The following is a 15,389-nucleotide window of genomic DNA, read 5'->3' on the forward strand; positions in this document are numbered from 1 at the left end:
GGAGACATGATGATCCCGTTGTCGTTCGCGCAGCGTCGGCTGTGGTTTGTGGACCGGTTCGAAGGCCCGTCGGCGACCTATAACGGCGCGTTCGCGCTGCGGTTGACCGGTGAGCTGGACGTGAAGGCGGTGGGGGAGGCCCTCCGCGACGTCGTCGACCGGCACGAGATTCTCCGCACCGTCATCGTCGAGGACGGCGACGGCGTTCCGTACCAGCGGGTGCTGCCATCGCCGGGTGAGCCGTTCGAGCTGCCGGTCGTCGAGGTCGCCGAGCCGGACCGGGCGGCGGTGCTGGCCGGGATGGCCACGCAGACCTTCGACCTCGCCGCGGACGCGCCGATCCGCGTCACGCTGGTACGGACCGGTTCTCGGGACCACACCCTGGTCGTCGTGGCTCACCACATCGCCGTGGACGGGGAGTCGTTCGGGCCGCTGTTCCACGACCTCACCACCGCGTACGAGGCCCGTCGCCAGGACCGGGCGCCGGCCTGGGAACCCCTCTCGTTGCAGTACGCGGATTACACGCTGTGGCAGCAGGATCTGCTCGGTGCCGAGGCGGACCCGGACAGCCTCGCCGCGCGGCAGCTGGCGTACTGGCGGGACGCCCTCGCCGACCTGGCACAGCCGCTCGCCCTGCCAGCGGACCGTCCGCGTCCCCGAGCGATGAGCAATCGCGGCGACGTGGTCGTGATCCCGATAGATCAGGACCTCCTCGGGTCCGTGGAGAAGCTCGCCGCCGAGGAGGACACCACGGTGTCGATGGTCATGCACGCGGCTCTCGGCGTCCTGTTGCGCCACCTCGGCTGTGGTGACGACGTGCCGATCGGCGCACCGATCGCAGGCCGTACCGATGAGGAGCTACGAGACCTGGTCGGGTTCTTCGTCAACACCTGGGTGTTGCGCATCGACCTGTCGGAGAACCCGACGTTCGTCGAGCTTCTCGGCCGGGTGCGGGAGCGGGCCCTGTCCGCGTACGACAACCAGGACATGCCGTTCGAGCGGCTGGTGGAGCGGCTCAACCCGGACCGGTCCACCGCGTACCACCCGTACTTCCAGGTCATGCTCTCCTGGCAGCCGCCGGTGCCCGACCTGGCCCTTCCCGGCCTCGACGTGCGGGCCGAGAAACTGGAGACCGGCACCGCCAAGTTCGACCTGTTCTTCGACATCAACCCGAACCGATCGGGCGGGGCGACGTGCCGGCTCGAATACGGCACCCACCTGTTCGACCGGCAGACGGCCGAGTCCGTCGCGCAACGCTTCGTCAGGGTGCTGGGCCGGCTCGTGGCCGAGCCGGGGCGCCGGATCGACGTCCTTGACGTCCTGGACGCGACCGAGCGCGACACCGTGCTCACCCGGTTCAACGAGACCGCCACCGATCTGCCCGACCTGACCGTTGCGGAGCTGTTCGAGCGGCAGGTGGCCAGGACGCCGGACGCCCCCGCAGTCGTCTGTGACGACCGCACACTGACCTATCGCGACCTCGACGAGCGCGCGAACGACGTAGCGTGGCAGCTGGTGCGCGCGGGTGCCGGACCCGAGGACCTGGTGGTGCTGGCCCTGCCACGCACCGAGGAGCTGGTGGTCGGCCTGCTCGGGATCCTCAAGTCGGGCGCGGCGTACCTGCCGATGGACCCGCAGCACCTCAGCGGCCGGGCGGAGATCGTCCTGTCCGAGGCGGCCCCCCGGTTCGCGGTCTCCGACACCGCGACGTGGCCGGCCCTGCCGCGCAACGACATCGCGGTGGTCGACCTCGACCGCCGGGCGGAATGGGACTCACCCGGCCGCCGGGTGGGAGACGGCGACCGGATCTCGCCGCTGCGACCGGACAACCTCGCGTACGTGCTGTACACCTCCGGCTCCACCGGCACGCCCAAGGGCGCGGCCATCACGCATCGCGGCGTCGTCAACGGCGTACAGGAGCTGGTGCGGGTGCTGGACGTGCCGACCGGATGGCGGATGCTGGCCGGCACCTCGGTGAATTTCGACGTCTCGGTCTTCGAACTGATGACCACGCTCTCCACGGGTGGCACGGCCGAGGTGGTGCCCAACGGGCTCGCCCTCGCCGAGCGGGACGGCTGGGACGGCCAGGTGGTCAGTGCCGTCCCCTCGGTCTTCGCGGAGCTGGTCGGCCAGCTGGACGGGATGACCGGCGTACGAGCGGTCGTCCTCGCCGGAGAGGTGTTGCCGGCCCGGCTGGTGCGGCAGGTGCGGCAGGCTCTGCCCGGCGCCCAGATCGTGAACGGTTACGGGCAGAGCGAGAGCTTCTACGCCACCACCTTCTCCCTGCCGGCCTCGGCGGAGTGGGCCGACGGGGAGGTCGCGCCGATCGGCACCCCGCTGGGCAACATGCGCGCCTATGTGCTGGGCCCCGGTCTCGCCGCGGTCCCGCCGGGCGTGGTCGGCGAGCTGTACGTGGCCGGGGCCTGCCTCGGACGCGGCTACCACGGCCGCCCCGGCCGCACCGCCGAGCGATTCGTGCCGGATCCCTTCGCGGCCGCCGGTGAGCGGATGTATCGAACCGGCGACCTGGCCCGGTGGAACGCGCGCGGTCAGCTGGAGTGTGTCGGGCGCGGCGACGGCCAGGTGAAGGTCCGTGGCTTCCGCATCGAGACCGCCGAGGTCGAGGCGGTGTTGGTGCAGCACCCCGGGATCAGCGAGGCGGTGGTGGTCAGCCGGGAACTGCCCGCGGGCGGGCGGCGGCTGGTCGCCTACGTCGTGCACGTCGGTGAGGGCGCCGTCGGGGACGACGGCTCCGGCGGGATCGGCGACGTGGACGTGCAGTCCGGCGCGTCGGCCGCCGAACTGCGCAGGTTCGTCGCGGAGCGGCTGCCCGACTACATGGTCCCAGCGGCCTTCGTGGTTCTGGGGCGGATGCCGCTCGGCCCGACCGGCAAGTTGGACCACTCGGCACTGCCCGAGCCGGGCTTCGTGGGCGAGGTGTACCGCGAGCCACGTACCGAGACCGAGGCCATCATCACCGGCGCGTACGCGGACGTGCTGGGCGTGGACCGGGTCGGTGTGGACGACGACTTCTTCGTGGTGGGCGGGGACAGTCTGCGATCGATCCAGGTGGTCGCCCGTGCCCGGGCCCGCGGACTGGAGCTCACCGCGCGGGAGATCTTCGAGTGCCGTACCGCGGCCCGGCTGGCCGAGGTGGCCGCCGCCCGCCAGGACTGCGCCCCCGCGACCGTGACCGACGTCGGTGTCGGACCGATGCCGTTGCCCCCGGTGGCACTGCAGGTGTTCGAACACGGCGGCGGCACCGACCGGTTCGCCATGGCGCTGGTGCTGGAGCTGCCCGCCGGCATCGACGCGAGCGGGCTGGCCGCGACCCTGGACGCCGTATTCGACCGGCACGACCTGCTCCGTGCCCAGCTGGTACGCGATGACGAGCCGTTCCTGCTGGTCCGTCCGGCCGGCAGCGTGCGAACGGCCGACCTGATCCGCACGCTGCCCTGTGACGGCGAGTGGGATGCGCCGTCCTCGCTGACGGCGGCCCGGTCGGCGCTGGACGACGCGGTCGGTCGGCTCGACCCGGAGGCGGGGACCATGGCGGCGTTCGTCTGGTTCGCCCCGGAGCCGGGTGCGGGCCGGCTGCTCCTGGTCCTGCACCACCTGGTCGTGGACGGCGTCTCCTGGCGCATCATCATGGCGGACCTCGCTGACGCGTGGCAGCAGGTGCGATCCGGCCGTGCGCCGGTGTTGCCCGAGGTCCGCACCTCCGCGCGCCGCTGGGTCTCCGCGCTGCGGGCCGAGGCGATCGATCCGGTACGCGAACAGGAGCTGGAGTACTGGCGCGACATGCTGGAAGCGCCTAACCCTCCGCTGGGAACGCGTGCCTTCGACCCGGCGATCGACGTCATGTCCACCGTGCACACCGTCCGGGGCCAGTTGCCGCCGGACGTCACCGAGGCGGTGCTGACCACCCTCCCGGCCGCGTACCGGGGCACCGCGACCGACGTGCTGATCGCGGCACTGGTCCTCGCGGTCAACCAGTGGCAGGGTGCCGACCGCTCGGCCCTGATCCGGCTGGAAGGACACGGCCGCGAGGAGCATCTCGTACCCGAGGCAGACCTGTCCCGCACCGTCGGCTGGTTCACCAGCATGCATCCTGCCCGGATCGACGTGAGCGGGGTTGACTTGGCCGACGTACTGGCCGGCGGCCCGGCCGCCGGAAACGTGATCAAGATGGTCAAGGAGCAGCTGCGCGCCATCCCGGACAAGGGAATGGGCTACGGGCTGCTGCGCTACCTGAACCCGGAGACCGCGCCGCAACTCGCCGGTCTGCCGGTGCCGCAGATCGGGTTCAACTACCTGGGGCGGATCTCCGGCGCCGATGTGCCCGAACACCTGCGGGCGCAGGGCTGGGGCCCGGCGTCCTGGTCGGCCGAGCTCGTCCCGGCGCCCGACCCGGACCTGCCCGCGCTGTCCGCGCTGGAGGTCAGCGCGGTCACCCTGGACACCGCCGAGGGCACCGGGCTGCAAGCAGCCCTGATGTTCCCGGCCGGGCTGCTGACCCGCGAACGCGTCGATGAACTGACCGAGCTCTGGTTCGCGGTGCTGCGCGGCATGGCCGCGTTCGCCGCTCGTCCGGCCGTCGGTGGGCTGACCCCCTCGGACGTCCCGCTCGTCACGGTCGGGCAGGACGAGATCGAGGCCTGGGAGACGCGGTACGGCCGCCTGACCGATGTGTGGCCGCAAGCGCCCGGGCAGTCCGGCATCCAGTTCGAGGCCGCGATCGCCGAGGGCACCTTCGACGTCTACCACATGCAGTTCGTCCTGCACCTTTCCGGGCCGGTGGACCAGGACCGCATGCGATCGGCCGGGCAGGCGCTGCTCGACCGATACCCGAACCTGCGCTCCTCGTTCCTCACCTCGGCCGGCGGCGATCCGGTGCAGGTCGTACCGGAGAGGGTCGCCCTGCCGTGGCGGCACCTAGACCTGACCGGCCGGGGTGAGGCCGAGCACGAGGCTGCCCTGATCGACTTCCTCGCCGCGGACCGGGCGGACCGGCTCGACCCGGCGCTGCCGCCCCTGCTGCGGCTCGGGCTGATCAGCTGCGGGCCCCGGCACGCAAAGTTGATCATCACGGCACATCACACCCTGTTCGACGGCTGGTCGTCACCGGTGGTGATCCGAGACCTGATCCGGCTGTACGCCGGCGACCGGGACCTCGCCCCGGCCCGCAGCTACGGTGATTACCTGGCCTGGTTGGCCCGGCACGATCAGCAGGCCTCGGCTGCCCGCTGGGCCGCCGAACTCGACGGGTTCGAGCAGCCCACCCTGGTGGCCCCGGACGCGTCGGCCGCGCAGACGCCGTCGGCGATCGGGAAGATCGAGGTGCCCCTCTCGATCGACAAGGGTCGCGAACTCGCCGGCCGCGCTGCGGAGCTGGGGGTCACCCTCAACACGCTTCTGCAGGGCACCTGGGGCATCCTGCTGTCGAAGCTCACCGGCAGGTCCGATGTGGTGTTCGGCGCCGCGGTCAACGGCCGGCCGGCCGGCCTGCCCCGCTCCGACGAGATGGTCGGGCTGTTCATCAACACCCTCCCGATCCGGGTGTTCTGCCGGCCGGAACAGAGCGCGGGCGCGGTCATCACCGAACTGCAGGCCCGGCAGACGGAGTTGCTCGACCACCATTACTACGGCCTGGGCGACATCCAGCGGGCCACCGGCCTGCCCACACTCTTCGACACCTTCGTCGGCTTCGAGAACTTCCCGATCGACCGGGCGGGGATCGTGGACGCCAACACCTCGGCCGGTATCAGGATCGAGGGCATCCGGCCGATTGCGGGAGCGCACTACGCGCTCGGCCTGGCCTCCTCCGACCCCTATCTGCGGCTTTCCCTCGACTACCAGCATGCCCTCTACGACCGCGACGAGGCACAGGGCATCGCGGCCCGGCTGGTGCGGGTGCTGGAGCAGCTGGCCGCCGACCCGAGGACGCCGATCGGCGCCATCGACGTGCTGACTCCCGAGGAGCGGGAGCAGCTGGTGCGCGGGTTCAACGCGACGACACACCCGGTGCCCGTGAGTACCCTGCCGGACGCGTTCGAGGCTCAGGTACGCCGCGAACCGTGCCGGGTCGCGGTCGTCGCCGAGGCGGGGACGATCACGTACGACGAGCTCAACCGGCACGCCAACCGGCTGGCCCACTGGTTGATCGAGCAGGGTGCCGGACCCGAACGGTGTGTCGCAGTACGGATTCCCCGCTCGATCGACCTGATGGTGGCCGCCCACGCGGTCGTCAAGGCGGGCGCGGTCTACGTGCCGGTCGACACCGAGGTGCCCGAGGACCGGGCCCGCCAGGTGCTGGACAGCGCCCGGCCCCTGGTAGTGATCGAGGAGACGCTTCCCGACGTCGCCGGGTATCCCGAGACGAATCCGGAACGGCGGCTGTCGCCGGACAACGTCGCGTACGTCATCTACACCTCAGGCTCCACCGGGGGTCCCAAGGGTGTACAGGTGTCGCACCGATCAATCATGAACCGGATCGCGTGGGGACTGAACCGGTTCGCCATCGGTCCCGAGGACCGGGTCCTGTTCAGCACGGCGACCGGGTTCGACGCTTCGGTGCCGGAGGTGTTCGCGCCGCTCCAGGTGGGCGCCGCGGTGGTGATCGCGCGGCCGGGCGGGCGCCGGGACCCGGCGTACCTAGCCGAGCTGATCCAGCGCGAGCGGGTCAGCGGCGCGGTCTTCGTGTCCTCCCTGCTCGCGGCGTTCGTCGACGAGCCCGCGGCGAAACGGTGCACCAGCCTGCGCTGGGTCGAGGTCGGCGCCGAACCGTTCCCGGTGGCACTGGCCAACCGCTTCACCGACCTGCTGCCCGGCTGCACCGCCTACAACCTCTACGGCCCCACCGAAGCGGCCGTGGAGGTGACCTCGTGGCAGCACGTGCCGGGCGCCGATCGGCTGCCGATCGGCGCGCCGATCTGGAATACCCAGGTGTACGTGCTGGACCCGGCGCTGCGCCCGGTGCCGCCCGGAGTGGCCGGGGAGCTGTACCTGGCCGGCGCCTGCCTGGCGCGAAGCTACCTGGGCCGGGCGGATCTGACCGCGGATCGCTTCGTCGCTGACCCGTTCTCGGCGTCGGGCACCCGGATGTACCGCACCGGAGACCTGGGCCGGTGGACCAGGGACGGTCAGCTCGAGTACGCCGGGCGAGCGGACTTCCAGGTCAAGGTTCGTGGCTTCCGCATCGAGCTCGCCGAGATCGAGCAGGCGCTCACCGCGCACCCGGCGGTCAGCCAGGCGGCGGCCGTGGTGCGCGAGGACCAGGCGGGCGATCAACGGCTCGTGGCGTACGTCGTGCCGACGGGCAAGGCCGACCCGGCCGAGCTGGACATGGTGCCGTTGACCACCCTGCTCCGGGAACGCCTGCCGGAGTACATGGTTCCCTCGGCGATCGTGCCGCTGGCGGAGTTCCCCACGACGCCGAGCGGCAAATTGCACCGCGCCGCGCTCCCCGCACCCGTCTACGCCGGCGCCGCCGCCGGGCGGGGGCCGCGCAACCACGACGAGGAGGTCCTCTGCCGGCTGTTCGCCGAGCTGCTCGGCGTGGACGAGGTCGGCATCGACGCCAACTTCTTCGATCTGGGCGGGCACTCGCTGCTGGCCACCCGGCTGATCGGCCGGATCCGCAACGAACTCAACATCGACGTGAAGGTCACCATGGTCTTCGCCGATCCGACCGTCGCCGGGCTGGCGGCGCAGCTCAAGCAGGCGGCGGCGACCAGCCGTCCCCAGCTCCGCAAGATGACCGGTCAGGAGGCGCGCCGATGATCCCGCTGTCCTTCGCCCAACTGCGGATGTGGTTCCTTCACCGCCTGGAGGCTCCGTCCGCCACCTACAACGGCCCGTTCGTGCTGCGCCTGGAAGGGACGCTGGACGTCGCGGCGCTGTCCGCGGCGCTGACGGACGTCATCACCCGGCACGAGAGTCTGCGCACCCTCATCGTCGAGGACGTGGACGGCACACCGGAGCAGCGGATTCTCGCGCCGGAGGAGGTGCGGCTGCCGTTCCGGATGGCCGACGTGGCCGCGAGCGACATCGAGCAGGCGATGCATGAGGCCGCGGTCGAGCCGTTCCGGCTGGACACCGAGATCCCCCTGCGCGTGGTCGTCCTGCGGGTCAGCCCGCGGGAGCACGTGGTGGTGTTCGTGTTCCACCACATCGCCGCCGACGGATCGTCGATGGCGCCGTTTTTGCGGGACCTGGTGACGGCCTACGCGGCCCGCCTGGACGGCACCGCGCCGGACTGGGCGCCGCTTCCGGTGCAGTACCGCGACTACACCCTGTGGCAGCGGGAGCTGCTGGGCGACGAGCAGGACCCGACGAGTGTCGCCGCGGCGCAACTGGACTACTGGCGCGGGGAACTGGCCGGGGTGGCGCAGCCGGTGCAGTTGCCGGTGGATCGGCCGCGGCCCTCCGTGGCGAGTCATCGTGGCGGCCACGTCGACTTCGAACTCGAACCGGAGTTGCTCGCCGGCATCACGAAGCTGGCCGCCGAGCACGGCGCCACAGCACCGATGGTGACCCAGGCCGCGCTCGCGGTGCTGCTGCACCGCCTCGGCGCCGGCACCGATCTGACGCTGGGTAGCCCGATCGAGGGCCGCGCCGACGAGCAGCTCGACGACCTGGTCGGGTACTTCGCCAACACCTGGGTGCTGCGCGTCGACCTGCGCGCCGGTCCGTCGTTCGGTGACCTGCTGGACCAGGTGCGCGACCGGGCTTTGGCCGCGTACGACAATCAGGACATTCCGTTCGAACGCCTGGTCGAGCTGCTCAACCCGGAGCGCACCGCCTCCTACCAGCCGCTGTTCCAGGTGTTGCTGGCCTGGCAGTTCCTGTGGCCGGAGATCAGGATTCCGGGTCTGACGGTCACCCCGGTCCCGTTGGGCACCGGTACCGCGATGCTCGACCTGTACTTCAACATCATCCCGGCCCGGTCCGGTGGCGCCTACGGGCGGCTGGAATACGCGGCGGAGCTGTTCGACCAAGCCACGGCGGAGTCCATCGTCGATCGCTACGTACGCCTGCTCCGGCAGATGGTCACCGACCCCGGTACGCCGATCCGGGACGTCGACCTGCTCGGCGAGGACGAGCGGGGCTGGCTGCTGCACACGGTGAACGACACCGCTGAGCCGACCCTGGAAAGCGATCTGGTGGCGTCGGTGGCCCGCTGGGCCGAGACCACCCCGGGTGAGCCCGCCGTCATCGGTGAGGAGGGCTCGCTGACCTACCGGGAGCTGGACACGCGGGCCGACCGGCTGGCGCACTGGCTGACCGCCCGCGGGTTGGGCCCCGAATCCCTGGTGGCCGTACGGCTGCCCCGCTCCACCGACCTGGTGGTGGCGCTGCTGGCGGTGCTGAAGGCCGGGGCGGCCTACATCCCGACGGACCCGGACCACCCGCGTTCGCGGTTCGACGCCATCCTGGCCGACGCCCGTCCGGCCCTCGTGCTGGACGCCGGAACGCTGGCCGAAGCGCAGAGCGCGCCGCCCGCGGAGCCGGCAGCGGGTCCGCGCCCGTCACCGGCGAACACCGCCTACGTCATCTACACCTCGGGCTCGACCGGCAAGCCCAAGGGCGTGGCGGTCTCGCGCGGGGCCCTGGCCAACTTCCTGGCCACCATGAGCCGGCGGGTGCCGGTGTCGCCCGCGACGCGCTGGCTCGCGGTGACGACTGTCTCGTTCGACATCGCGGCGCTCGAGCTGTACCTGCCGTTGATCTCCGGAGCCGCGGTGGTGCTCGCAGCGAAGACCACGCTCTCCGACCCGTCGGCCGTCGTGCAGGCGATCCGCCACCACGCCGTCGACATCGTGCAGGCGACCCCGGCCTTCTGGGGGATGGTGCTGGATCACGAACCGGACGCGGTCTGCGGTCTGCGGGTGCTGGTCGGCGGCGAGGCACTGCCGGCCCGGCTGGCGGACACGCTGGCCGGCTCCGCGGGCGAGGTCTCCAACGTCTACGGCCCCACCGAGACGACGATCTGGTCGACCATGGCACCCGTCGAGGCCGGGGCACCGGTGACGATCGGAACACCGATCGGGAACACCCAGGTGTACGTGCTGGGCGACAGCCTGTCCCCGGTGCCGCGCGGGGTGCCCGGCGAGCTGTACATCGCCGGCGACGGCCTGGCCCGCGGCTATCACGGCCGGCCCGGGCAGACCGCGGGACGGTTCGTCGCCTGCCCGTTCGGCGAGCCCGGCAGGCGGATGTACCGCACCGGGGACCTGGTCCGGTGGAACCGCGACGGCCGGCTGGAATACATCGGGCGTACCGATTTCCAGGTGAAGGTCCGGGGATTCCGGATCGAGCTGGGCGAGGTCGAGCACGTGCTCGCCGGGCATCCGGCGGTGGCCCAGGCCCTGGTCGTGGTGCGCGAGGACGAGCCGGACGACAAACGCCTGGTCGGCTACGTGGTGCTCGAACCGGGAACCGGCCCGGCCGAGCTGTCCGAGTACCTGCGCGGGCGGCTGCCCGACTACATGGTCCCGGCCGTGCTGGTTCCACTGCCGCAGCTCCCGCTCACCCCGAACGGCAAGCTGGACCGGCAGGCGCTGCCGCCGCCGGACTACGCACGGGCATCGCCCGCCCGGGCACCGGGAAACCCGCGGCAGGAGCTGCTGTGCGCGCTGTTCGCCGAGGTGACCGGCCGCGCGAACGTCGGTATCGACGACGACTTCTTCGCCATCGGCGGGGACAGCATCCGGTCCATCCAGGTGGTCGCCCGCGCCAAGACACGTGGTGTCGTGCTCAGCGTCCGGGACATCTTCGAACACCGGACGGTGGCCCGGCTCGACGCGGTGACCGACGGCCGGACCGGGACGGAGCCCGCGACCCTTGCCGAATGGGCGGACGGCGGCGTGGGCTGGGCCCCGCTGCCACCGGACGCGGCGCATCTGGTCGCGCTGGGCGGAGGCCTCGCCCGGTCCGTCATGGCCACGATCCTGACCCTGCCCGAGCCGACCGGCCGGGACGAGCTGGTCGCGACCGTGCAGGCGATGCTGGACCGGCACGACGTGCTGCGTTCCCGGCTCGACCGGGCACGGCCGGGCCTGCGGATCGAACCGGCCGGCAGCGTGGCGGCCGGCCCGCTGATCCGGGACGCCCGCGACGCCGACGAGCGGGCCGAGCTGCGTGCCGCCGCGGGGCGACTGGACCCGGACTCGGGAACGATGGCGCAGTTCGTGTGGTTCCCCGCGGGCGAGGCCGCCGGCCGGTTGCTGATCGTGGTGCATCGGCTGGCCGTCGACGAGGCGTCGTGGCCGATCCTGCTGACCGATCTGGTCGCGGTCTGGCGGCGGGAACGCGCCGGTGACGTCCCGCAACCGGCTACCGCGGGCACCTCGTTCCGCCGGTGGGCGCACGCGCTCGCCGACGAAGCGGTGTCCCCCCGGAGGGAGAAGGAGCTGCCGCGGTGGCGGCAGATCCTGGACGGGGACGAGCCGACCCTCGGCGCCCGGGAACCGGACCGCGCCCGCGACGTCGCGTCCACCGTCGACACGGTGCGCGTCCAGGTGCCCGCCGACGTCACGGAGACGTTGCTGACCAGGCTGCCCACCGTCTTCCGCGCCGAGGTCGAGGACGGACTGCTGACCGGACTGGCCCTGGCGCTGGTCCGCTGGCGCCAGACCCGCGGCGTGCCCGGATCCCGAGTCCGTGTCCGGCTCCACCGCGACGGCCGCGACGAGCATCTGGTGCCCGGCGCGCGGCTGTCCGGCACCGTCGGGTGGTTCACCACGTCGCACCCGGTGCGGTTGGACCTGGACGGCGTGGACGTGGCACGGGCTCTGACCGGCGACACGGCCGCCGGCCGGGCGATCAAAGCGATCAAGGAGCAGCTCCGGGCGGTGCCCGGCCACGGCACGGGATACGGCCTGCTGCGCCATCTCAACCCGCGTACCGCCGCGGAGCTCGCCGACCTGCCGGAGCCCCGGATCGGTTTCACCTACCGCGGCCGGTCCACCGGCGCCGCCCTGCCCGAGATCCTGGCCGTACCGGATCCGGACGCGCCGGTGCTGTCGCCGCTGGAGGTCAGCGTGGCCGACGGCGACGAACTGGCCGTCTGCTTCGCTTTCTCTACCGAAGTGCTCTCCGCCGCGGAGGTGGGCGAGCTGGCCGGGCTGTTCGTCGAGGCGCTGACCGCCCTGGCCCGGCACACCGGCACACCCGAGGCCGGGGGAATGACCCCGGCCGACGCGCCGCTGGCCGCGGTGACCCAGCCGGAGATCGATGCGTGGGAGGATCGGCTGGGTCACCTGGCCGAGGTGTGGCCGGTGACGTCGACCCAATCCGGCATCCTGTTCCACTCCCAGATGGCCGGGTCCTCCTTCGATCCGTACCACGTGCAGCTGACCTTCGAGCTCTGCGGTGAGGTCGACCCGGACCGTATGCACCGGGCCGGACAGGCACTGCTGGAGCGCCACGCCGCCCTGCGTACGGCGTTCGTCACCCGGGCCGACGGTGATCTCGTGCAGGTGGTGCCGGCGACCCGGCTCCGGCTGCCCTGGCGCCATCTCGACCTGGCGGTGATGGACGCGGCGCGGCGAACCGAGGCGTTCGAGCGGTTCCGCGCCGAGGACGAGGCCGCCCATTTCGACGTGGACACGCCTCCGCTGATCCGGCTCGCGCTGGTGACCCACGAGCCGGCTCGGTCCGAACTTGTGCTGACCCTCCACCACGCGGTGTCCGACGGCTGGTCCACCCCGTTGCTGTTGCAGGACCTGCTGGCGCTCTACGGGTCGGACGGGGACGCCACGGGGCTGCCGGACCCGCGTGGCTACGGCGAGTACCTCGCGTGGTACGCGAGCCGGGACCAGGACGAGGCGGCACGTGCCTGGGCCGCGGAACTCGACGGGGTCGAGGAGCCCACGCTGCTGGCCCCGGAGGCCGCGCGTGGCGACGATCTCGCCCAGATCGAGGGCACCCTGGAGCGTGGCGTGTTCATCGGGCTGCTCCGGCGCGCCTCCGAACTGGGCGTCACTGTCAACACCATGGTGCAGACGGCCTGGGCGCTGTTGCTGGCCCAGCTCACCGGGCGTCAGGATCTGGTGTTCGGGGCCACCGTCTCCGGGCGTCCCGCCGACGTGCTGGGTGTCGAGTCGATGGTCGGGATGTTCATCAACACCCTGCCCGTACGCGTGCGGTGTGCGCCCGGAGACACGCTCGCCGAGGTCGCCACCCGGCTACAGCAGAGCCAGGCTCACCTGCTGGAACATCATCACGCCAGCCTCACCAGGATCCAGCAGTCCGTCGGCCTGCCGTCGCTGTTCGACACGCTTGTCGTCTTCGAGTCACAGCCGGTCGACCAGGACCGGCTCCGCGTCCCCACCGAGGCCACCGGCGGCATCGCCTTCAGCGGGCTGCGCCCGTCCAACGGCACGCACTATCCGCTGGCGCTGATGGTGGCGGTGGACTCGAACCTTCAGTTCGTGCTCCAGTACACCCCGGGCCTGTTCGACCGGACGGTGGTGCAGACGTACGCCGCCCGGCTGGTGCGGATCCTGGAGCAGCTGGCGGCCATCCCGGAGCGGGCGGTCGCGCGGCTCGACGTCCTGGAACCGGCCGAACGCCGGTGGCTGCTCGCCGAGTTCAACGACACGGCCGCGCCGACGCCGGACGTCACGGTCGACGTGCTCGTCGAGGAGCAGGCGGCGCGGACCCCGGACGCTGTCGCCGTGGTCGACGGCGATCGGTCACTGACCTACCGCGAGCTGAACGCGCGGGCGGACCACCTGGCGGGCGAGCTGTCCCGCCGCGGCGGACGTTCGGAACCGGTGATCGCGGTGTCGCTGCCGCGATCGCCGGACCTGGTGGTGACGCTTCTTGCGGTGCTGAAGTCGGGCGCCGCGTATCTGCCGGTCGACCCCAGGTACCCCAGCCGGCGCCTGGCCACCGTCCTCGACGAGGCGCGGCCCGACCTCATCGTCACCGACACCGCGACGGCCGGCACGCTGCCGGAGCACGAAGCCCCGGACGTCCTGCTCGACACGCTCGACCTGTCCGGTGAGAACCGCGGCCCGGTCCGCCCGCGCCACCCGCAGCAACTGGCGTACGTCATGTACACCTCAGGATCCACGGGCAAGCCCAAGGGCGTCGCCATCACCCATGACAACGTGGTCAACGGGGTGCTGCGGCTCGCCTCCCGAACCGGGATGGGCCCGGGTAGGCGGATGCTGGCGGGCACGTCGATCAACTTCGACGTCTCGGTCTTCGAGATCTTCACGACCCTGGCCACCGGCGGCATCGTCGAGGTCGTCCCGGACGTCCTCGTCCTCGGCGACCGCAAGGACTGGTCCGGCAGCGTCATCTCCACCGTGCCGTCCGCGTTCAGCGAACTCGTCGGCGAGCTGGCCGGCCGCACCAGCGTGGAGACGGTGATCTTCGCGGGCGAGGCGCTGCCGTGGTCCCTGGTGGAGAAGACCCGCGTTGCCTTCCCCGGGGTGCGGGTGATCAACGCGTACGGTCAGAGCGAATCGTTTTACGCCACCACCTTCGCCGTCGACAGCGGGGCGGACGCCGGGACGGGCAGTGCGCCGATCGGCACCCCGCTGGCCAACATGCGAGCCTACGTCCTCGGCCCGGGGCTGACCCCGGTGCCGCCCGGCGCGGTCGGTGAGCTGTACGTCGGCGGCAACCTGGGCCGCGGCTACTACCGCCGGGTCGCGATGACCGCCGAGCGCTTCGTCGCTGACCCGTTCGGCCCGCCCGGGACCCGGATGTACCGCACCGGGGACCTGGCCCGGCTCGGCGAGGCCGGTCGGCTGGAGTACGTGGGACGCGCCGACGCGCAGGTCAAGGTACGGGGTTTCCGGATCGAGCCCGCCGAGATCGAAGCCGTGCTCACCGACCATCCCGGCGTCGCCCAGGCAACCGTCGTGGCCCGCGACCGGCGCGGCGCCGGCGCGAGCAAGCAGCTGGTGGCCTACGTGGTCGGCGGCGACACCGCCGGCCCGGACCCGCAGGCGCTGCAGAGCTTCCTCATCGAGAGGCTGCCCGACTTCATGCTGCCGTCCGCCCTGGTGATCCTCGACCGGCTGCCGCTGACGCCGAACGGCAAGCTGGACCGGGCGGCGCTGCCGGAACCGGAGTTCACCGCCGCCGCCTACCGCCCACCCGGCACTGCCCGCGAGCAGACCTTCGCCCGCTTGTTCGCCGAGGTGCTCGGCCTGGACCGGGCCGGCCTCGACGACAACTTCTTCGACCTCGGCGGGCACTCCCTGCTCGCCACCCGCCTGATCAGCCGAGTCCGCGCCGAGCTGGGCATCGAGATACCCATCCGCAAGATCTTCGATTTGCCGACGGTGGGCGCGCTCGCGTCGTGGTCGGAGGAAGCGGCTGCTCCCCGCCGCCCTCGTTTGCGCAAGATCATCGTAGAGGAGTGA

The 15,389-nt window shown here is 71.8% G+C and carries 2 protein-coding genes; both read left to right on the forward strand.

Going from position 1 to position 15,389, the window contains the following annotated elements; translation table 11 throughout:
* Positions 1 to 6: 6 nt before the first annotated feature.
* A complete protein-coding gene (locus tag Apa02nite_RS33530; RefSeq protein ID WP_239164740.1) occupies positions 7 to 7,782 on the forward strand; it encodes a non-ribosomal peptide synthetase in 7,776 nt (2,591 codons plus the stop codon).
* A complete protein-coding gene (locus Apa02nite_RS33535; RefSeq protein WP_203828627.1) occupies positions 7,779 to 15,389 on the forward strand; it encodes a non-ribosomal peptide synthetase in 7,611 nt (2,536 codons plus the stop codon). The genes Apa02nite_RS33530 and Apa02nite_RS33535 overlap by 4 nt, the downstream gene beginning before the upstream one ends.

The organism is Actinoplanes palleronii, from assembly GCF_016862315.1.
Lineage (GTDB): Bacteria > Actinomycetota > Actinomycetes > Mycobacteriales > Micromonosporaceae > Actinoplanes > Actinoplanes palleronii.